General features: G+C 44.5%; 19 protein-coding genes. 8 read left to right on the top strand and 11 right to left on the bottom strand.

Features of this window, described 5'->3' with window-relative positions; translation table 11 throughout:
- The first annotated feature begins 30 nt into the window (after window positions 1-30).
- The 4 genes from O9X84_RS16350 to O9X84_RS16365 all read left to right on the top strand — a co-directional run bounded on the left by O9X84_RS16350 (window position 31) and on the right by O9X84_RS16365 (window position 4,204).
- A complete protein-coding gene (locus O9X84_RS16350; protein ID WP_269520750.1) occupies window positions 31-1,695 on the top strand; it encodes a lytic transglycosylase in 1,665 nt (554 codons plus the stop codon).
- A gap of 4 nt (window positions 1,696-1,699) precedes the next feature.
- Window positions 1,700-2,749, top strand: a complete 1,050-nt coding sequence (locus O9X84_RS16355) for an ion transporter (protein WP_269520751.1) — start codon at window positions 1,700-1,702, stop codon at window positions 2,747-2,749.
- A gap of 107 nt (window positions 2,750-2,856) precedes the next feature.
- The gene (locus O9X84_RS16360; RefSeq protein ID WP_269520752.1) at window positions 2,857-3,588 is read left to right on the top strand and encodes a hypothetical protein; all 732 of its coding nucleotides are present in this window, start codon (window positions 2,857-2,859) and stop codon (window positions 3,586-3,588) included.
- Between the two features lie 145 nt (window positions 3,589-3,733).
- Window positions 3,734-4,204 carry an FKBP-type peptidyl-prolyl cis-trans isomerase gene (locus O9X84_RS16365; RefSeq protein ID WP_269520753.1) on the top strand — a complete coding sequence of 157 codons (471 nt, stop codon included), beginning with the start codon at window positions 3,734-3,736 and terminating at the stop codon, window positions 4,202-4,204.
- A gap of 267 nt (window positions 4,205-4,471) precedes the next feature.
- On the opposite strand, the gene O9X84_RS16370 is transcribed toward O9X84_RS16365, so the two are convergent.
- From O9X84_RS16370 to cysS, 11 genes are all read right to left on the bottom strand, one after another.
- A complete protein-coding gene (locus O9X84_RS16370; RefSeq protein ID WP_269520754.1) occupies window positions 4,472-5,110 on the bottom strand; it encodes a hypothetical protein in 639 nt (212 codons plus the stop codon).
- Complete coding sequence (locus O9X84_RS16375; RefSeq protein WP_269520755.1) at window positions 5,107-5,916, bottom strand: SDR family oxidoreductase; 810 nt, start codon at window positions 5,914-5,916, stop codon at window positions 5,107-5,109. Before O9X84_RS16375 ends, O9X84_RS16370 begins: the two co-directional genes overlap by 4 nt.
- Window positions 5,916-6,587 carry a TenA family transcriptional regulator gene (locus tag O9X84_RS16380; RefSeq protein WP_269520756.1) on the bottom strand — a complete coding sequence of 224 codons (672 nt, stop codon included), beginning with the start codon at window positions 6,585-6,587 and terminating at the stop codon, window positions 5,916-5,918. Before O9X84_RS16380 ends, O9X84_RS16375 begins: the two co-directional genes overlap by 1 nt.
- A gap of 13 nt (window positions 6,588-6,600) precedes the next feature.
- Window positions 6,601-8,061 (bottom strand): AMP-binding protein, encoded by a 1,461-nt coding sequence (locus tag O9X84_RS16385; RefSeq protein WP_269520757.1) that lies wholly within the window; start codon window positions 8,059-8,061, stop codon window positions 6,601-6,603.
- Window positions 8,058-8,756 carry a thermostable hemolysin gene (locus O9X84_RS16390; protein ID WP_269520758.1) on the bottom strand — a complete coding sequence of 233 codons (699 nt, stop codon included), beginning with the start codon at window positions 8,754-8,756 and terminating at the stop codon, window positions 8,058-8,060. The genes O9X84_RS16385 and O9X84_RS16390 overlap by 4 nt, the downstream gene beginning before the upstream one ends.
- Before the next feature lie 111 nt (window positions 8,757-8,867).
- Window positions 8,868-9,542, bottom strand: a complete 675-nt coding sequence (locus tag O9X84_RS16395; RefSeq protein ID WP_269520793.1) for a hypothetical protein — start codon at window positions 9,540-9,542, stop codon at window positions 8,868-8,870.
- A gap of 101 nt (window positions 9,543-9,643) precedes the next feature.
- Window positions 9,644-10,405 (bottom strand): hypothetical protein, encoded by a 762-nt coding sequence (locus O9X84_RS16400; RefSeq protein WP_269520759.1) that lies wholly within the window; start codon window positions 10,403-10,405, stop codon window positions 9,644-9,646.
- Window positions 10,398-10,793, bottom strand: coding sequence for a cupredoxin domain-containing protein (locus O9X84_RS16405; protein ID WP_269520760.1), 396 nt, complete (start codon window positions 10,791-10,793; stop codon window positions 10,398-10,400). The genes O9X84_RS16400 and O9X84_RS16405 overlap by 8 nt, the downstream gene beginning before the upstream one ends.
- Window positions 10,790-12,055, bottom strand: coding sequence for a sensor histidine kinase (locus O9X84_RS16410; RefSeq protein ID WP_269520794.1), 1,266 nt, complete (start codon window positions 12,053-12,055; stop codon window positions 10,790-10,792). The genes O9X84_RS16405 and O9X84_RS16410 overlap by 4 nt, the downstream gene beginning before the upstream one ends.
- 36 nt (window positions 12,056-12,091) lie before the next feature.
- Window positions 12,092-12,760 (bottom strand): response regulator, encoded by a 669-nt coding sequence (locus O9X84_RS16415; protein ID WP_269520761.1) that lies wholly within the window; start codon window positions 12,758-12,760, stop codon window positions 12,092-12,094.
- A gap of 186 nt (window positions 12,761-12,946) precedes the next feature.
- Complete coding sequence (cysS, locus tag O9X84_RS16420; RefSeq protein ID WP_269520762.1) at window positions 12,947-14,329, bottom strand: cysteine--tRNA ligase; 1,383 nt, start codon at window positions 14,327-14,329, stop codon at window positions 12,947-12,949.
- 223 nt (window positions 14,330-14,552) lie between these two features.
- Between cysS and O9X84_RS16425 the strand changes: the two genes are divergently transcribed.
- The 4 genes from O9X84_RS16425 to O9X84_RS16440 all read left to right on the top strand — a co-directional run bounded on the left by O9X84_RS16425 (window position 14,553) and on the right by O9X84_RS16440 (window position 19,732).
- Window positions 14,553-15,044, top strand: coding sequence for a peptidylprolyl isomerase (locus tag O9X84_RS16425; protein WP_032096712.1), 492 nt, complete (start codon window positions 14,553-14,555; stop codon window positions 15,042-15,044).
- 136 nt (window positions 15,045-15,180) lie between these two features.
- Window positions 15,181-15,906 carry a UDP-2,3-diacylglucosamine diphosphatase gene (lpxH, locus tag O9X84_RS16430; RefSeq protein ID WP_269520763.1) on the top strand — a complete coding sequence of 242 codons (726 nt, stop codon included), beginning with the start codon at window positions 15,181-15,183 and terminating at the stop codon, window positions 15,904-15,906.
- Between the two features lie 308 nt (window positions 15,907-16,214).
- Window positions 16,215-17,798 carry an alkaline phosphatase gene (locus tag O9X84_RS16435; protein ID WP_269520764.1) on the top strand — a complete coding sequence of 528 codons (1,584 nt, stop codon included), beginning with the start codon at window positions 16,215-16,217 and terminating at the stop codon, window positions 17,796-17,798.
- Between the two features lie 14 nt (window positions 17,799-17,812).
- Window positions 17,813-19,732 carry an alkaline phosphatase gene (locus tag O9X84_RS16440; RefSeq protein ID WP_269520765.1) on the top strand — a complete coding sequence of 640 codons (1,920 nt, stop codon included), beginning with the start codon at window positions 17,813-17,815 and terminating at the stop codon, window positions 19,730-19,732.
- Window positions 19,733-19,819: the final 87 nt, after the last annotated feature.

Below are 19,819 nucleotides of genomic sequence, written 5' to 3' on the forward strand. Positions count from 1 at the left end.
TTGCAGTACACAAAGAGGTTTCTTCAAAATATGCAGTCGAAGTTGTTCCCACTTGCGTCCGTTCTATTGGCGTTAGGGCTTTCAGGATGTCAGTTAACCGAAAATGAAAGTGAAAATGTAGCCGTAGAGCAAAACGAGAAAGCAGCACTTGAAGCATGTGCTGAAACCTATTTAGGTGAAGAAGACATTGCCGATTGCGAGGTAGCAAGAGACGGCGTCATTGATGTCATCCACCCAAAAGATGATGTGTTAGAAGAAAGTGCGGAAATTACGGCCCCTGAAGACGTAGAAGTGGCTGCGATAATTACCGACGTATGGCAGCGAGCCAGCAATACATTTTCACTGAATATACCGGATGACCGCCGCGTGACTGCGCAGCGAGATTGGTATTTAAAGCACCCAGAATACATGGCCCGCGTGGTAAAACGCGCAAAGCCGTTCTTGTTTTACATTGTTGAAGAAATTGAAAAGCGCAATATGCCAATGGAGTTAGTGTTACTCCCGATTGTAGAAAGCGCCTTCGATCCGTTTGCCTATTCCCATGGCCGCGCGGCAGGAATGTGGCAGTTTATTCCAAGTACGGGTAAACGCTTTGGCATGCCGCAAACGTGGTGGTATGACGGAAGACGCGATGTAGTGGCCTCTACTCAAGGTGCCCTTGACTACCTTACCTATCTCAACGACATGTTTGATGGCGACTGGCTGCATGCACTAGCAGCTTACAACAGCGGCGAAGGGCGCGTTATGCGCTCAATTCGTGCAAACAAACGTGCAGGCAAGCCCACCGACTTTTGGCATTTAGGTTTGCCTAGAGAAACCCGTGCTTACGTTCCTAAGCTTCTAGCCCTTGCGGATATTTTGAAGAATAAAACTGCCTTTGATTACGCATGGCCAGAAGTTGAAAATGTAGCGGTTATTGAAGTAGTGGATATCGGCTCTCAGGTAGACCTTGCGTTTGCTGCAGAACTTGCTGATATGTCATTGAAGGAGCTGCACGGCCTCAACCCAGGGTTCAACCGCTGGGCTACATCACCGGATGGGCCTCATCGCCTTGTGTTGCCGGTAGAAAAAGCAGCATCGTTTACCCAAGCATTGGCAAAAATAGACAGAAAAGAACGCCTAAATTGGGTGCGTCATACAGTTAAAAGCGGAGACAGCCTAGGGAATATTGCCAATCAGTACCATACTACGATAAAGGTCATTCAGCAGATTAACGAACTGGATTCGTCAATGATACGCATTGGCCAAGCTATTATGGTACCTGTTGCTCTTAAAGCGTTAGATGACTATGCCCTTTCTCAAGAGCAGCGATTAGCGAGTATTCAAAGTAGCAATAAATCGAAGCAAAAGGTTCGCCATACCGTAAAGTCTGGTGATACGCTGTGGGACATTGCTCGAAAATATAAAGTATCGACAAGACAGCTTGCAAAGTGGAACGGTATGGCACCTGGCGACATGTTGCGCCCCGGCAAAACCCTGGTGGTGTGGCTAGAGGGTAAAAGCGACGCTGGAGTTACCAAAAAGGTGACTTACACAGTGCGTAACGGCGACTCGCTCTCGCGTATTGCCAATAAGTTCAATGTAAAAGTAAGCGATATTAGCAAATGGAATAGCCTTAATACGAAGCGCTATTTGCAACCTGGACAAAAACTAAAGCTTTATGTTGACGTTACCAGGCTAACATCTACAGGATAGAGACATGTTAAAGATTAACCGAGAAAATCTGCGAAACAGTCATGAAACGCCTTGGTTAATTTTAGACTTAGTCATGCTGGGTTTATTGTTTATAAACTTAGCATGGCTCATATTTGATGCTCTATACGCAACTAATTTTGTGTATCAGCAGCTTGGCGTGCACTTCCCCGCCGTTATTGATGCCTACGACCCCATACACAACAACTTTTTACTTGTCGACTTAGTATTCATAGGCATATTTTTTACTGAGTTTTGTTTTCGCTGGGCAGTAGCCATAGTAAGAAAAGAGCACCTGCGCTGGTACTTCTTCCCATTCTTACATTGGTACGATCTTGTTGGGCTTATCCCAACGGGCGGCACACGTCTGTTTCGCTTTCTCCGCATATTGTCTATTTTGCACCGCCTGCACAAATACGAGATTATCGACTTAAATCAAACCGCTATCTTTCGGTTCTTTACCTTCTACTACGATGTTTTTGTAGAAGAGTTAAGCGACAGAATAGTCGTAAAAGTACTAAGCGATGCACAAAAAGATATTTCGGCGGGCTCTCCGCTGCTTGATGATATTACTAACCAAGTGCTTGCACCACGACGCCCTGTTATCACTCAATGGATGGCCGGCATTATTAATCACCTAGGGCAATCTATCAGTAACGATGAACACGGTGACGTAATAAGAGAGCACGTACGAAAGAGTGTTGGTAAGGCTGTGCGAGGCAATGCGCAAGTATCGTCTCTTAATTACTTGCCCATCATAGGTAAAACCATTGAAAATACACTGGAGCAGTCGGTTACTGACATTGTTACCTCATCCCTAGTTAATTTGTTAAGCGACCTAGACTCTGATCGTATTGACCACTTTATTGCTGTGGGCATGCACGACTACACCCCCACGGCTGATGCTCTCGATGAAGAAGTATTGAATGTGGTAAACGAATGCCTAGAACTTGTGAAAGCTCACGTATCGCAACAGCGCTGGAAATCCCATTTGATGGAAAAAGAATCGACCGTACCAACCCCTGGCCCGGTTTCAAATGAAAACGATTCTTTGTAAATAGAGAACCTGTAAATAGAGACTCTTTAAAGAGACTCAGTAAATAAATACGTTGTAAATGGTAAAGGCACCTTGCAGCAGCATTCCAAGGATACGGATATATCAACATGCTCGACAACACACCAGACTATGCTCTTTATACTGTGGAAGAACTCGAAGACGTTATTGCCAATGTCGATAAAGCCCGCTTTCCTGAGCGCTACCAAGCGGCGCAAGCTGCACTCTCTGAAAAACGGCTTTTACAGTCTAAGCAACACCAAGCTGTTGATGATGACAAAGTCAGTTCATCTCATGCAAGAGTGAAATGGTCAGAACAACTGCTCATAACACGAGTAATGTTTATATCGTTCATTACCTTACTCCTTACAGTTATCATCCCAATGTTTTCTGAATTTATGGTGGCAAAAAGTTGGACAGAAAATACCGGTGCCTTTTTCTGGCTGCTATCTCTTACCCTAATAACGCTTTGGTTTTTATGCTTAGGGATGGACAACACGCTTTCCCAACGTGTGACGAAAGACTGGCGGGGCAAACTCGCCATCCCAGGAATGCCACTCGTATTTTTAGCTTCTTGCTTAGTGTTTGTAGACCAATCCGTTCCCCTTAGTTTGCATAGTATTATAAGCGAAGACAGTGTTAACCAAAGCATGGCATTTAAAAAGATAGACGGTAAAAAATACTGCCGACACCGTATTGAAATTATTGAGACAAGGGAGTTTGAAGACACTTACCTTTGCTTATCTAAACAAGAGCTCGATAAGCTTCCTGAGAAGGGATACGTAACGATAGTAGGAAGCCGCAGTCAGTTTGGATTACTTATAGATAGGTTTAGCAAATAGCTTATAAAGCCCATTCTATAGGTCGATGTTACGGGCTTTTTTCACTTTATAAGAAATTACACGCGTTAACGATGACGAGTGTTACACTGTTTAGCATCTCTTTTTGTAACGCCTATTTACAACAACAAATAAAAGAAGACTACTGATGAAGTTTATTATTTTAGCTATCGTGATTGGTTTAGCCATTTTCTTTTTTACTCGCCACACATCAAACAAGAAAGTTGCGACTGAAAACATTGAAGCCGGCAACGTGTTTCTAGCAGAAAATAAAGCCAATATTGCAGTAAAAGAGACATCTTCAGGCCTTCAGTACGAAGTACTTCAAGAAGGACAAGCTACACAGCACCCAACGGCATCATCAACAGTAAAAGTGCATTACCACGGCACGTTGCTTGACGGCACTGTATTTGACAGCTCGGTGGCACGTGGTGAGCCCATTAGTTTTCCACTAAACCGTGTTATTGCAGGCTGGACGGAAGGCGTTCAGCTTATGGTTGAGGGAGATAAATATAAATTCTTCATTCCTTCACACCTAGCCTATGGCGACAGCGCAGCTGGAAAAATAGCACCTGGCTCCACGCTAATATTTGAAGTGGAATTGCTTGAAGTTAAATAGCCCTATTCAGTTATAACAAAATGCTAAATGTATTGGTTTGGTATAAGCGCTGATTCGGCCTCAAATAGTTTGAAAATAAAGGTTGATCAGAAGCCCATCAAAAAAGCGTTTAGCTTTATGTGTATTAGCTTAGCCTTGTTGAACTGCTCGCAAATAACCGGAAGTCAGATAATTTGCGAGCATTTTAGTCTAATTCATTTTACGCTCAGGTAGCGCTTTTTCCTGCAAAAAGTGTAAAAGCCGATGCCATGCAATTTAACGACAATGCTAGTTCATCTTTGCCAGTACTTTTTGTTTTAATAGTTCTACTTCTTTTTGGCGACCTTTATCAGCAAGAGGTCTATCTGGGCGTGGCGCTGCTGCTTGTGCTTTCGCTAGGTACTTCATCGCTTTGTCATATTCACGCTCATCAAAAAGATATTCTGCATAGAAGAAGTTTGGGTCAATTCCATCAGAATTAAGAGAAAGCGCTTTTGTCAGCAGCATTTCGGCTTTTTTATCACTACCAAACCCAATCGGCCACCCCGGCACTTTATGATAAAGCACGCCTAAACTTGTCATTGCCGATCCCTGAAGCGCTGTTTCATCAAGACGCAGTGCTTTTTCAAAACTTTTCTTCGCTGCCTTTGCATATTTTAGCGCACCGAGGCCCCCCTTCGCACCTGCGGTGGTTGATTGAATAATTCCCAACCAAATGAAGCTCTCTGCCCCTTCTGGGGTCAGCTTTACTAAAGACTCTGCCTTATCTGCAAGCGCTAGTAGAGCGTCGACTTTGTCATCACCTTCTAACTCAGAATAGTTTATTTCGGCCCATTCATGTTGAATAGCCAACAAGCCCTCATTGGCACTACTTGCCATACTTAGAATAAGCAACACCGATGCCATTGTAGCGTTTAAAAATCTCATGATAATTTCTCCTCTTGACGCGATTTCATATAGCGTTTAATGGTGGGAAGCTGTTTTTTTAGCGCTGCATCCACCAAGCTGGGAAACGCACCATTAATTTTTACAAACAATTTTTCTGGAAAGCCAAGAAAGCGTCGTGACTGCTTCTTATAAAGCATGTCAACAAGCGCTTGAGCTACATCAGAAGGGGTATCCATAGCATTGCCTAACGCCTGGTTCATCGACGTAGCTTGCGCTGAGTTAATTGATGTTTGCGTGGCTCTGGGTGCAAAATAATGAAAATGTAGATTTGTCCCTGCGTACTCTCTCATTAATGATTCCGTCCACCCGCGCAGGCCAAATTTAGAGGCACAATACAAAGAGTGACACGCAAAACCAATACTGCCGAATGTAGAGCCGACATTAACAATGCGAGCGTCAGGTGCGCGCAGTAATATGGGGATCAGTTTTTGTGTAAGCGTGATAGGAACAATCAAGTTAGTCTCAATGACAGAGTCTACAGCGCCTTGTGGAGCACTAATAAATGAACCTGTTTCAGTGATTCCAGCGTTGTTAATCAGCATAGTTACCGATTTATCGCGACAAAGTGCCACCACTTTTTCCATATCATCAGTCTGTGTCAGATCGGCACATACAACAGTGTGTTGGCCTGGCAAGACTTCTACAAGCTTCCCTAACTTGCTGGTATTTCGTCCTGTAAGTATAAGTGAGACTCCAAGGCTTGCTAATTGTTTGGCAATGGCCTCTCCTATCCCACCCGATGCGCCGGTTAATAGGCACACCTGCTTTTCAAAAGCGATGGCCATTACGCTGCCTCCGTAAGCAAGTTAGAGCACGACAACGTTCTAAATATATTCGCGTAAAGTTGGAAAAACATTTTGGCAGAGTGGATGATGAGATCTTGTTCTGCTTTATCATCAATTTTATTCATCAGGTCTTTAAAAAACACAATATGCTCTTGATCTAACGAACCGTGAGAACGCAAATAACTAAATGCCGACTTAGGGAGCCCTAGCACACCTTGAATTGATGCCGCAGCATTATCGGCCAGCGCAATACTTGTGCCTTCCAGCACAAATACCATCCCAAAAAAGCGCAACGGGTTTTTACGGCGTATCGCATCATAGGCATAAGACACCATTAAATCTGTCGCAGCAGCGGGTGCACTATGTCTTACGGTTTCTTTATCAACACCACAGGCCGCTAAGTCATTTAGAATCCACTCCTGATGGCCCATTTCTTCGTCGATGTACTCTCCCACAGCTTCACGCAGCCATTCCTTACTCTCTGGTAAAGCAGCGCCAGTAGACATTAGCAGCGGAACTGTGTGCTTTACATGATGATAAGCTTGCGACAAAAATGCAGTATAGTCTTCGGTTGAAATATTGCCCTCGAAACAGCGACGAATAATAGGCGATGACGTTAAATAAGCACGCTCATTTTGTGTTTCGCTTTCAAGTCTTTCAAATAATTTCATGGTATCTCCTTAATTACGCAACCTGTTGGTTGAGTAAATTGCTAATAGTTGATTGAAAATGCTGTAGCGCCTGCTCTCGACGGAGCTTGCCATTAGCAGTAAGTAACAATGCGCTCTCTGGTAACACGTCGAGCGCATGCCACTTTGCGATACGCGCATATTCAGGTAAGGAATGGTTAACAGATGCGATGACTTGTGCAATCTGCTGTTCAGTGAGTGTACGGTCTCGTTTAACTAAAATTGCACTGCAGGCTTTTTCTCCTTCACCAACGATCAATGCATATTGAAAATAGCCTGTTGAGGTGAGCGCGCTCTCAATCCACTCAGGTGAGATATTTCTCCCCAAACTAGTAATAATGAGGTTTTTCTTGCGCCCTTGAATGTGAAAATAGCCCCCCTCTTCAGACACCAAATCACCGGTTTTCACCTCAACAGGATAAAATGAGTCTGGCTGATTCAGGTAACCAAGAAAGATGTTTCCCTTTACGATAAGTTCGTTATTTTCAATAGATAGCGTGTTATGCCCAAGTGATTCACCGACACTGCCATCACAATGTTTACCGGGTAAGTTCAACGTATTTACCGATACACCTTCTGAGAGGCCGTACCCCTCAAAGACAGGAAGTCCCAAAGCGCGGGCGCTTTCAAGTAAGGCTGGCGCCACGTGTGCACCTCCTACGGCAATAAAGGTAAGTGAGGTTGGTGGTACCCAGCCTTTCTTACAGGCTGAAACAAGTAATAATAATAATTCCGGCACTAAAATAAGCGTTTCGGGCCGATGTTCATTAATTTGAGAGAGCATGGCGTTTGGATTTGTGAGTGCTGCACCACTAAACCCAAGCTCTGTGCTAGTAGGTAGAACAATGCAACCGCCCACTAATAACGGCGCATATACGCCCGCAATATTTTCTAGCAATGTGGGTAATGGCAATAAACATAAATGTTTAACTCGCTTTAACGCCACTGCATTGGACAAGCTTTTCGCTACGTTACGCTGGGAAGTATTCGATAAACAAACCCCTTTAGGCTGGCCGGTAGACCCTGAGGTGAAGGTGATTTTCCCCGTTCCCCGAGGGATACAAGGATGACCATGAGGCTTCACTTTATAAGCCTGCAGGGTTTCAAAAGGACTCTCAATTCGGCTTACGCCTTTGTGGTCAGTGTACTCACTCGTGTTGCCGCTATCAGCTATTAATAATTCAATGCCGGCCTCGTTAAGCAAATGCTTACGCTGTTGCTTTGAAAAATAAACGGGTACAGGAATAAGCACTTTATTTGCTTCTTGTGCGGCTAAATCGCAAACAACCCACTCTGCGCTGTTCTCAGCAATGAGTGCTACTTGTGTTTCTGGCTGCTGTAACAACCATTCAGAGACTAGCGTCACTTTCGCATCTAAATCCCGATAACACATGCTGCCACCATTCCACACAAGTGCAGTATCATCATTTTGAAACACATGAGGGTCTAAGATCATAAATGGGCCTCAAATACATTTGTTATTTCAGGCAGAAGTGGCGCCATACAATCGAACATTTTTGCCACTGGTTCACTGCTGGCAACGAGTCTCGATACTTCGCTGGTGCGAAGCGCAACCACTTGGGGTTTCGTCTCATAGTAAGTCCCCCACTCTTTACCTTCATCGTGCAAGCAGTGCTTTGACGCATCGCATAAATAGGTGAGTGGTAGGCCAATGCTTGTCATTAAATCTCGTAATGATGATGTTGCGGCAAACACAATCACCGAATAATTTAGCTGTTGCAGGCTAAGCGCTGTAAGGAGTAGTAGCGGTTGCGTAAAACTACCGTTGCGACTGTATAAATTGCCAATCTCGGCAACTTGATTGCGCGCAACGTTTAGATTTACCTGCGCCAATATGTCTTCTACTGGCGCCGGCATGTAAGACTCTACAAACAAAGGGGACGCTGCGCTCCGCGCGCCTAACGCAGCAAAAGGCTTACTGCCACCTACGCCCAATAATACAGGCATGAAATGTTGAAGCGTAGCGTGGTAAGAACGGGCAAAACCATGAGCAATAAGGCGTTGAAGCTCAACGCGTTGCATCGATGACTCAACGCCTATGAATAACTGCGCAAGAGCATGGCGAGGATATATGTGCTTAGCGCAACGAGCGCTAGAACGACTGTCTTGTGATAATTCGGTACTTAACATAAACAACTACTTTGTTAACTGTTAAGTCCGATTATGAGATATGAATATTAAGTCAAACTTAAGACCTAATGCTATTTGCAATTTATTTAAATAATTTTGTCACTGCGCGTATCAAAACTCGTATTCTAATACCATGCGTAGCGTATGGTCTTTATTGTCACCATTTAGCCCAGCGATAAAGCCCAACTCCCACTTTAGCTGCTTTTGTCCATCGAACCGACGAATCCCCATAAATGCTGGGCCAACGCCAATAAAGTCCTCAGCGGCGTAGAATTCTATTGCAGGCTGAACTTCTGGGATCCAGCGATAGCGATATTTCATTTTAAATTCGCCTTCGAATTCGTTTTTTATGGTTTCGCCCCATTCGTAAACTAAGGTTACGTTAGTAGTAAGCGAAAAACGCCCAAATTCTTTTTCCGTCAAAATACCGCTTTTTATTTCCCAATCGTTTCTATCATTTTGCTTTTCCAATTCAAACAACAATCCCCAATCTGCCCAGTATTGCCCTTGCTCTGTCAACATAGAACGTAATTCAAGCTCATAAGAGGCAACCGAAAAGTCATCATTCTCGTCCCTGCTGCCCACCACGTAGAGCTCTAAAATTGTTCGTTCAGAGAGTGCATGCCCAGCAGATATTCGCTGCATCAGTAGGTTACCTTCGTCATTTTGACGAGATGTCAGGCGCCACTCAAACTCACGTTCAAATGGCAACACATAGGGGTGATAAACTTTATCTACCACAAAATTATCTGCTACTACCGGGCCAAACGGACTGAAAGAAAGCATAATTAAAAGTGACCGTGCCACCCCAGACTTCATGAAATTTTTAACAGATTTGTTCATTGCATAACTCATCGCAAATCGAATAGCACTTTCAATAATTTTTTTCATAATGATGGTGCCTCGTATTTTTCCATGCCAGTGCCTTTTCGAAATACAAAAGCGGATAAAATGGGCAGAAAAACCGCAGCCAAATATGCAGTCATATACGCACTACTGGGCGTAGCCTCGTAGCCAAACAAAACATTGAGTAAATGCCCATATTCGCTGCCATCCGCCACCCATGTTGAGGAATTCCAAAGTCTTGCAGACACATTAAGATAGTCGATTTGCTCTAATAGAGTGACAATGCCGGCAAACTGCCCAGCACAAAACACGCACAGAACAATCAGCTTAGGTAATGAGTATCTAATCGAATTAACCATCGCATGAAGCAGTATGCTCAAACTCAAACTAATACCTAGGCCAATGATGCTGCCCATTAGCAGGCCCATATCTGTTTGCTCATTCGACCAATAAGCTACCGAATAAATGAAAAAGTGAATGGCATTGCCTGAGGTGATGGCCACCACGAGTAATACGGCCCACAAATTTGCTCTTTGATGTTGGGCCACTACAGCTCTGGCAAAAAAGCACACCATCATCAATTCAAAAAGCAGTAGAGCGACTTTAATAAGCTCAAGCCCCGCGCCGTCTGCTATTGTTGACAGCGAAGAAAGATTTACATACCAACCACAGGCAAACAAAAGTCCAACAAGTATACCTAGGCCTAAAGGAAGCAGCCGCATCCCTGACTGACTTAACAGCAAACTCACTAGTAAAAATATGGGCAAGGTGTCGCGAATAAACAATATAACAGAGTTAATCATGGGCCTTTCCCTCGCTCGTGCCGTCAATAGCGTGGTCAGCACCGTTGGTGACAATCACTTTGCCTACTGCAGAGTTAGGATGGTACTCACCAAAAAAGCCATACTCTCCTGCGGGCAATGGACCGATAAAAATAACCCCTCGACTTTGACCAAAAATCACTTTCTCTCGATTTAAATCAAAGCTGTCAATCTCTTCTGGTGTACTGTCATGATTGATAAAAACTAAGCGCACTTTTTGCCCTTCAGGTACAGTGACGCTTTGAGGGATGAAAAGATGATTTCGAATCTCGATAACTGCTTCAGGCAGCGCGGCCTTTGCATTAGCGCACACCAATCCATTCACTAAAAACCAAGAAAGTAGCACCGAGCGCTTTGAAAAAATTGTCATTCAGCATCACTCAGATTCGGTAGCATTACTTGAACGCGTAAGCCCCCTATTGGGGCGGTGTCTAATTCTATCCTTCCCTTGTGCATGGTCACAATCTGCCCCACGATAGCAAGTCCCAGTCCACTGCCTGTAGATTTGTACTTGTCTTGGTGTTGGTCGCGATAAAAACGCTTCAAAACATTTTCTCGCTCTGATGCGTCAATACCAGGCCCTGAATCATCTACACATATCACAGTGTTTTTTTCATTTTGTGAAACAGATACCTTAATGACCGCCTCGTTAGGTGAGTATGCGCAGGCATTCGCAATGAGGTTCTGTAATAGCGTGTACAGCGTAAATTCCGTACTCATTAAAATTGCAGCCTCACCCTCAAGGCCTATTTCTTGTTGTTTATCATCAATTTTGCTGTACAGGTCGGTAATAACTCTCTGAGCTATGGCAACAACATCCACTCTGCCGAGTTGCATCTTAAATAACTCAGGACTGGTGCGACTGAGCAGCAATATCTGGTTAACAACGTGAATCATTCTGTCCGTGTCTTTTTGAATATTTTGCAAAGCGTCTTTTTTCTCTACCATCGACTCGGCAAGGTTGTGAAGGTTTATCTTCATAACGCTCAATGGCGTTCTTAATTCATGTGCTGCATTGGATGCAAACTGTTGTTCTCGCTCAAACGCACTGTTAAGCCTTGCAAACATGGTGTTCAGCGTATCCATTACCGGCATCATCTCTGTGGGAATTGACGAGAGCGTCACTGGAGACAAATCCTTCCCTTTTCGAACTGACAGTTTATTTGATAACACTTTTAACGGCGTTAGACCCCGAGTAACAACCAGTAGTATAACAATAACGAGTAGTGGCACTGCGTAAAGAAATGGCGTGATTGCTGATATCGTTAACGACTCTGTTAACAACACGCGATGGTGCAGAGGCTGAGCAACTATGATAGTAAGTTCGCCATCAATAGCTTGCTTAAAAACTCGCCATCGTTGCCCGCTAAAATTCTGGTCTGAGAATCCATCATTAAAACGGGCAATGGGTAAACGCTCCGAAAGGCCGCTGTGTGAAACGAGCTTTTCTCCTCGCCATATTTGAAAAGCAAGTTCATTCGCCTTCAATTCGCTTGTTGATTTTCCTTCACTTAACGCTAACGCGTGCAATACACTTTTTAATTCATTATCCATCAAGGATGCAGACACAGACATGGCCGAGCGATATCCATGTATAGCCGCATTAAAGATGATAAGTATCAATGAACTCACCAGTATAAGAGTGAGGAATCGCCTAATCGATCGCAATTATTTGTTCTCTACCTGCGGTATTGAATAGCCAACGCCGCGAATGGTTTTAATGAACTTATCAGGTAGTTTTTTACGTAGGTGATGAATGTGAACCTCAATGGTGTTACTTGCCACTTCTTCACCCCATTCATACAAACGCGACTCTAGTTTTTGCTTAGACTGAATACGCCCTGCGTTCTCCATCAGCGCTTTCAACAACATTAACTCGCGCCTTGGAAGCGCAACCAAGGCGTCGCCAACAGAAAGTTCTAATGTTTGCGTATTGAGAGACACTCGCCCTACAGAGACAAGCGACGTGGCGGCTGTCCCCTGCCTGCGCTCAATAACTCTCAACCGAGCAAGCAGTTCGTCCATTTCAAATGGCTTTGGCAGATAATCGTCGGCCCCTGCGTCTAAGCCTAATATTTTATCAGTGATTTTATCTCTGGCAGTTAGAATGATGACAGGCATAGACTTACTTTTCTGGCGAATAGACTTTAGCACGTCGAGCCCGTCCATATCGGGTAGGCCTAAATCTAAGACAATTAAGTCGGTTTGATCATCAAGCACTGCGTTAAGGGCATCTTTGCCACGAAAAACGCAATCGACAGCATGATTAGCTGCACGAAGAGAGTGTGATAAGGCGTCAGATAAAGGCCTATCATCTTCAACAAGAAGTATTCGCATGGTACTCTGTTTATTGCATTTTTTTAAAGTATAACACCCAAAACTTAAGGCTGTCTTAAGGAAAATCCTATTCTTACTCACAGAAAACGAACAAAAAAACCTGCTAAACAGCAGGCTTTCATGTAGAAATTCGCTTGGTCCTTGTCAGGAGTTAATTGGACTTCATGCCGGCTAAGGGTAATTATACTAACTTCTACGCCAAGTTGTACCACCCGCGCCATCTTCTAGCACTACGCCCATTGCCGTTAACGCATCGCGCGCTGCATCGGCGGCAGCCCAGTCTTTTGAGGCTCTTGCGTCGTTGCGTTGTTTGATTAGTGCTTCAATTTCAACAGCTTCATCGTCGTTGTCGTTACCGCCTTTTAAATAGGCATCAGGGTTACTTTGCAGCATACCCAAAATAGCGCCTAGACGTTTTAACACACATGCTAACTTACCCGCTTCAGCAGGGTCATCTTTTTTGCGATTAATTTCACGAGCCACATCAAATAGCACTGAGAACGCTTCTGGCACATTAAGGTCGTCGTTCATAGCAGCTTCAAAGCGCGCTAAATAACCACCGTGTGTTAACTCAGCCATTTCATCAATCTCAACACCACGTAGCGCTGTATATAAACGCTCCAACGCTGCTTTGGCTTGGGTAATGTTATCTTGCGAATAGCTCAATTGGCTGCGGTAATGAGCAGACATTAAAAAGAAACGTAAGGTTTCTGAATCATGCTCTTTTAACACATCGCGAAGGGTAAAAAAGTTACCGAGAGATTTTGACATTTTCTCGTCATCAACCTGCACCATTCCGGCATGCATCCACACGTTTACATACTCGCTGTCATGGGCGCAGCATGATTGCGCAATTTCGTTCTCATGGTGAGGGAAGGTTAAATCTGAACCACCACCGTGAATGTCAAAATGGGCGCCTAGATGCTTATAGTTCATTGCCGAACATTCTATGTGCCAACCAGGTCGCCCCTCGCCCCACGGTGATGACCATGCTGGCTCGCCGGGCTTAGTGGTTTTCCATAATACGAAGTCGAGGGGATCGTCTTTACCTTGCGCTACTTCTACTCGCGCACCGGCTTTAAGCTGGTCTAGATCTTGTTTACTCAGCTTGCCGTAGTCTTCATATTTGCTGACATCAAATAGTACGTCGCCACTTTGTGCTTGATAGGCGTAGCCTTTTTCAACTAAACGCTCAATGATGTCGATAATTTCGGGCATGTGCCCACTCACCGTAGGCTCAACATCCGGCTCAAGCAGGTTAATTGCCGCAAAGTCTTCATGCATCATGCCGATAGTGCGTTTGGTTAATGCTTCAAAACTTTCATTGTTCTCGTTTGCGCGAGCGATAATTTTATCGTCAATATCGGTAATGTTGCGCACATACTTAACGTCAAGACCAAGATGGCGGAGATAGCGCACCAGCACGTCAAAACTTAAATAGGTACGGGCATGCCCCATATGGCTGAGGTCGTATACAGTAATACCACATACATACAGACCCACCTTCCCTTCTTCAAGCGGCACAAATTTAGCCTTCTCACGGGTTCGGGTATTGTAAAGATGTAGCATAAAGAGTCTTCCTGTATATCAATTTTGGGCGCAAAGTTTAGCACTGTATAAAAATAATGGTAAGGCTTTTAACCCCCTATTTCACTGGCATAAAAAGCCAAAACTGGCCTAAATGAGTAATAACATCCTGTGACCGCTTAATTATGCGTCGCTATTTCCCCAAACAACGCTTTTGCGCTACCATTAGCGCACATTTTTACAGTCAATATATAGGACATCTTCAATGGTTACGTTAAAAACAAATTATGGTGATATTACGCTAGAGCTTTTCGAAGACAAAGCGCCTAATACCGTTGCAAACTTTCTTTCTTACGTTCAAGACGGTTTTTTTGATAACACTATTTTTCACCGTGTAATCAACAACTTTATGGTTCAAGGTGGCGGTTTTACAGAAGACATGGAGCAAAAAGACACTAAGGCTCCTATTGAAAACGAAGCTAACAATGGTGTAGCAAACGAAGTTGGTACCGTTGCTATGGCACGTACGCAAGACCCACACTCTGCTACATCACAGTTTTTCATTAACGTTAACAATAACGACTTTCTTAACCACACTAGCGAAAGTGCTAACGGTTGGGGATATTGTGCGTTCGGTAAAGTAACTGAAGGTATGGATGTTGTAGAAAAGATCAAAGCCGTGAAAACAGGCAACAACGGTTATCACCAAGATGTACCGGTAGAGCCAGTAATTATTGAAAAAGCGTTTGTTGTATAAGCTAATCAATTAGCAGTTAGATAAGTGGTGAAATAACCGCTTTGATTTCAGCCGCTATATTGATAGAACAGCTTCATAAATAAAGCGAATGCCGCATCTTTTAGGTGCGGCCTGTTTAATCTAAAAAAGACACACTATGCCTTTCACTTACTTTATTGCCGACCTTCACCTTAGCGCCGATAGACCTGATATTACCGACTGTTTAATGCGCTTTTTAGAAGAAGACGCTATTAATGCAGATGCGCTCTATGTGTTGGGCGACCTCTTTGAAGTCTGGATTGGCGATGATGACGTAAACCCATTCAATACTGCAGTGGCAGAAGCTTTCAAGCAAGTCAGTCAGCATTGCCCTATTTACTTTATTCACGGCAATCGTGATTTTGCGATAAGGCACAACTGGCTAAACAAAGCGGGCATGACCTTGTTAAATGAACAGGAAGTTGTCGACCTGTACGGCACTCAAACACTGCTCACTCATGGCGACGAGCTTTGCACAAAAGATGTGGCTTACCAAAAGTTTCGCAAAAAATCGCGCGGATGGTGGTGGCCAAGACTCATGCTTGCCCTCCCTTTGTGGTATCGACGCAGAGTTGCTCGCAATGGCCGAGCCCAAAGCAAAGCAAATCAACAAAGTCTCAAGCCAGAGATAATGGATGTAACCCCCTCTGAAGTGGTTGATGCACTCGAAAAATGGGGTGTGCAGCGAATGATCCACGGGCACACGCACCGTCCTAAGATCCACTCACTTCAAGCAAACGGTAAATCTGCAACGCGAATAGTACTTGGAGATTGGTACGACCAAGGCAGTGTATTGAAGGTCACCCCATCTGAAGTTATGTTACAACATCACAACTTTCTGTAAGTTTATCTGACACTTACAAACTGGTCAGTCCACAACATAAAATAAAATTTTGTTAATTATTCTTTTTTACACATTCTCGCAAACGATTAATAAATAGATAGAATTTTTCAATTTCCTTTCTTAATGCTCACTTTCTATTAACGTAATGTGACAGTTGTGACAGTTTAGCAATATATCTGTCAAATAAATGTCATTAATCCTGCCTAACCTCCAGCCTGCGTTAAAGCAAAGGCACAATGGAAAATAGCTATTTGCTTTACAACACGTCTACCCACAACCGATTTTAATAAAACGTTTAGGAAACAATCATGAATCGTAACTGGAAAGTAGCATGCACAGCATTAGCAATGGCGGTATCCGCTGGGCTACAGGCTGCAGTATTGCCAGAGCATCAAACAAATAGCGCTTGGTACACCGATGCGCAATCGAAATTGACTGAGAAACTAGCAACGAATAATAAATTCAAAGCCAAAAACGTTATTCTTTTTGTTGGTGACGGTATGGGTATTTCTACCCTTACCTCTGCTCGTATTCACAAAGGGCAATTAGCTGGCAACCCTGGTGAAGAAGGCTACTTAAGCTTCGAATCTTTTCCCCATACTGCGCTTGTGAAAACATACAACGTAGATGCACAGACTCCAGATTCTGCTGGCACCATGACAGCGATGATGTCAGGCCTTAAAACAGACGTAGGCGTAATTGGTGTTGACGAAGACATTGAACGGGGCGACTGCTCTACTGTGGCAGGTAACGAAGTGATTACCGCGCTAGAACTTGCAGAAATTAAAGGTTTATCTACTGGTATTATTTCTACTGCTCGTATTACTCACGCTACGCCAGCTGCTACCTATGCCAAATCAGCCGATCGTAACTGGGAAGACAATTCAGATATGCCTGAAGAGGCTATAACGGCAGGTTGTGTAGATATCGCTGACCAGCTTGTTAACTTCGAATCTTATGTAGAAGGCCGTTACACAGGCGTAGACATTGACGGTATTGAAGTGGCAATGGGCGGCGGTCGTCGTCACTTCTTACCCCGCGATGAAGCCTTTAACAGCCCTGATGCACAAAGCGATATAGAAGGCGATCGTACTGATGAACGCGACTTGACAGCAGAATGGCAAGATACCTATGAAAACGGTGTCTATGTGTTCGACCAAGCAGGCTTTGACGCTATCGATACCGAATCAACAGAGCGCGTATTTGGCTTGTTTAACGAATCGCACATGCAGTATGAAGCAGACCGCGGTAACGACATTGCAGGCGAGCCTTCAGTATCAGAAATGACAGAAGCCGCTATTAATATTCTCGATAACAACGACAATGGCTTTTTCTTGATGGTTGAGTCTGGTCGAATTGACCACGCCCACCATGCTGGCAACGCCGCAGGCGCGCTTACCGATACTCTTGCTTTTGAACAAGCAGTAATGACAGCCGTTGAAAATACCAACCCAGAAGAAACGCTTATTCTCGTTACTGCCGACCACGGCCACGTATTTACTATTGCAGGCTACCCCAAGCGTGGTAACCCTATCTTAGGCAAAGTTGTGAATGTAGGCTCAGAGGAGCCAGCAACTGCATCAGACGGCACACCTTACACTACCTTAGGCTACACCAATGGTCTTGGTTTCCGCGACTTAGGCGATGAAACGAATTCAGACGCCACCTACGCGTTAGATAATGCCGCTGGCCGTGTAGATTTAACCAATATCGACACAACAACTCCAGGATTTCACCAAGAAGCACTCATTCCATTAGGGTCTGAAACGCATTCGGGTGAAGACATTTCATTACATGCAACAGGACCTGGAAGTCAACTTGCACAAGGCGTGGTAGAGCAAAACGTTGTTTTCCACTTAATTAATCAAGCCCTTGGCCTTGTTAACGAATAAGTGGAGATAAGAAAATGAATGTATTTAAATTAAGCTTAATTGCAGTAGCTATCGCAGGTTTGTCTGCGTGTTCTTTAGAAGGCGACGACGGCCAGGATGGCGTTGATGGCGCCGCGGGTGCTGACGGAAGTAATGGCGTAAACAGCCTTACTGTACAAACAGAATTAGCTGTGGGCGATGCAAACTGCCCTAATAGTGGTGTTCGCATCGACTCTGGTTTAGACAGCGACAGCGATGGCACGTTAGCAGAAGCTGAAATCACATCGACAAGCTTTGTTTGTGTGCCAGGGGTCGACTCTGTAGGTAGCAGCGAAATTCTTACTAGCTTAAACAACGACTGGTTTGTTGATGGGCAAGCAGAAGTTGAGAACAACAAACGCGTGTGGATGAATGCAACCTCTGGTAGTGCTGCTTCGTCATCCAATGTCAGTGTTGCAACCGCTAACTCCCAAGCAGAGCTTAACGCTATGGTTGAGAGCCTTCGCGGCACGGCGAAAAACGTTATCCTTTTCGTTGGCGACGGCATGGGTGTTTCAACCGTTACCGCAGCACGTATTCTCGACGGCCAAATGAAAGGGTTAGAGGGAGAAGAGAATCAACTGAGCTTCGATGCGTTCCCGTTCTCTGGTTTATCAAAAACCTATAACGTTGATGCACAAACGCCAGATTCTGCGGGCACAATGACCGCGATGATGAGCGGTATTAAGACCGATGTGGGTGTAATTGGCGTTGATGAAGACATTGAACGCGGCGATTGCTCTACGGTAGCAGGTAATGAGCTGGTTACTGCACTAGAGCTTGCTGAAATTGCAGGGAAATCTACGGGTATCATTTCTACGGCTCGTATTACCCATGCCACACCTGCTGCTACTTATGCTAAATCTGCAGATCGCAACTGGGAAGACATTTCAGATATGCCTGAAGCAGCGGTAACGGCAGGCTGTACTGACATTGCCGATCAGTTGGTCAAATTTGAGGCCAACCTTGAATCTAAATTTGACGGTTTAGACGTTGATGGTATCGAAGTAGTAATGGGTGGCGGTCGTCGTCACTTCTTGCCACGGGACGCTGCGTTTAATAGCCCTGATGCTGCAAGCAGCACTGAAGGCGACCGCACAGATGGACGCGACTTAACGGCAGAATGGCAAGACCTGTATACTAACGGTGTCTACGTTTATGACCAGTCAGGTTTTGATGGTTTAGACACAGAAACTACCGAGCGCGTATTCGCACTATTTAATGAATCGCATATGCAATATGAAGCTGACCGCGGTAATGATATTGCAGGTGAACCATCGATTGCTGAAATGACAAGTGCGGCCATTAAAGTACTCGATAACAACGATGAAGGTTTCTTCTTAATGGTTGAATCGGGTCGTATTGACCACGCTCACCACGCTGGAAATGCCTACGGTGCGTTAAACGATACCATTGCATTTGCTGAAGCAGTTGCTGCAGCAGACGAGCTAACTAATGATGAGGACACGCTTATCATTGTTACCGCTGACCACGGCCACGTGTTCACTATTGCGGGATATCCCAAACGCGGTAACCCCATTCTTGGAAAAGTAGTCAACGTAGGCTCTGATGAGGCAGCAACTGCCGCAGACGGTACACCTTACACGACTTTGGGTTACACCAATGGTCTTGGCTACAGAAACTTGGGAGATGAGACTAACTCAGACGCGTCTTATCTAGCTGCAGCCGACACCGGTCGTAAAGATATCACCGACGTAGATACAACGACTCCGGGCTATCACCAAGAAGCGTTAGTGCCACTTGGCTCAGAAACTCACTCGGGCGAAGACGTTGGCATTTATGCCAAAGGCCCAGGTGCATTCTTAGTGAATGGTACTAATGAACAAAGCATCATCTTCCATGTAATGGACTTCGCGGGTGACTATGTGTCGCAAGCAGAAAGTACGATGGAATAAGTGTTGTCCAAGTCATTTTTAGGCAATATTTAAGTGATGTTTAATCAATAGAAAATAAATTGAAAACATGGCCTTAGCTTACCAGCT

The organism is Alteromonas sp. BMJM2 (assembly GCF_027257845.1).
Lineage (GTDB): Bacteria > Pseudomonadota > Gammaproteobacteria > Enterobacterales > Alteromonadaceae > Alteromonas.

What these genes read in the sequence shown, in the direction of transcription:
- O9X84_RS16400 (WP_269520759.1), bottom strand. Translation starts at nt 10,405, where the DNA reads ATGATTAACTCTGTTATATTGTTTATTCGCGACACCTTGCCCATATTT.
- O9X84_RS16390 (WP_269520758.1), bottom strand. Translation starts at nt 8,756, where the DNA reads ATGTTAAGTACCGAATTATCACAAGACAGTCGTTCTAGCGCTCGTTGC.
- O9X84_RS16385 (WP_269520757.1), bottom strand. Translation starts at nt 8,061, where the DNA reads ATGATCTTAGACCCTCATGTGTTTCAAAATGATGATACTGCACTTGTG.
- lpxH (WP_269520763.1), top strand. Translation starts at nt 15,181, where the DNA reads ATGCCTTTCACTTACTTTATTGCCGACCTTCACCTTAGCGCCGATAGA.
- O9X84_RS16355 (WP_269520751.1), top strand. Translation starts at nt 1,700, where the DNA reads ATGTTAAAGATTAACCGAGAAAATCTGCGAAACAGTCATGAAACGCCT.
- O9X84_RS16395 (WP_269520793.1), bottom strand. Translation starts at nt 9,542, where the DNA reads ATGCTTTCTTTCAGTCCGTTTGGCCCGGTAGTAGCAGATAATTTTGTG.
- O9X84_RS16365 (WP_269520753.1), top strand. Translation starts at nt 3,734, where the DNA reads ATGAAGTTTATTATTTTAGCTATCGTGATTGGTTTAGCCATTTTCTTT.
- O9X84_RS16425 (WP_032096712.1), top strand. Translation starts at nt 14,553, where the DNA reads ATGGTTACGTTAAAAACAAATTATGGTGATATTACGCTAGAGCTTTTC.
- O9X84_RS16380 (WP_269520756.1), bottom strand. Translation starts at nt 6,587, where the DNA reads ATGAAATTATTTGAAAGACTTGAAAGCGAAACACAAAATGAGCGTGCT.
- O9X84_RS16350 (WP_269520750.1), top strand. Translation starts at nt 31, where the DNA reads ATGCAGTCGAAGTTGTTCCCACTTGCGTCCGTTCTATTGGCGTTAGGG.
- O9X84_RS16435 (WP_269520764.1), top strand. Translation starts at nt 16,215, where the DNA reads ATGAATCGTAACTGGAAAGTAGCATGCACAGCATTAGCAATGGCGGTA.
- O9X84_RS16415 (WP_269520761.1), bottom strand. Translation starts at nt 12,760, where the DNA reads ATGCGAATACTTCTTGTTGAAGATGATAGGCCTTTATCTGACGCCTTA.
- O9X84_RS16440 (WP_269520765.1), top strand. Translation starts at nt 17,813, where the DNA reads ATGAATGTATTTAAATTAAGCTTAATTGCAGTAGCTATCGCAGGTTTG.
- cysS (WP_269520762.1), bottom strand. Translation starts at nt 14,329, where the DNA reads ATGCTACATCTTTACAATACCCGAACCCGTGAGAAGGCTAAATTTGTG.
- O9X84_RS16405 (WP_269520760.1), bottom strand. Translation starts at nt 10,793, where the DNA reads ATGACAATTTTTTCAAAGCGCTCGGTGCTACTTTCTTGGTTTTTAGTG.
- O9X84_RS16360 (WP_269520752.1), top strand. Translation starts at nt 2,857, where the DNA reads ATGCTCGACAACACACCAGACTATGCTCTTTATACTGTGGAAGAACTC.
- O9X84_RS16370 (WP_269520754.1), bottom strand. Translation starts at nt 5,110, where the DNA reads ATGAGATTTTTAAACGCTACAATGGCATCGGTGTTGCTTATTCTAAGT.
- O9X84_RS16375 (WP_269520755.1), bottom strand. Translation starts at nt 5,916, where the DNA reads ATGGCCATCGCTTTTGAAAAGCAGGTGTGCCTATTAACCGGCGCATCG.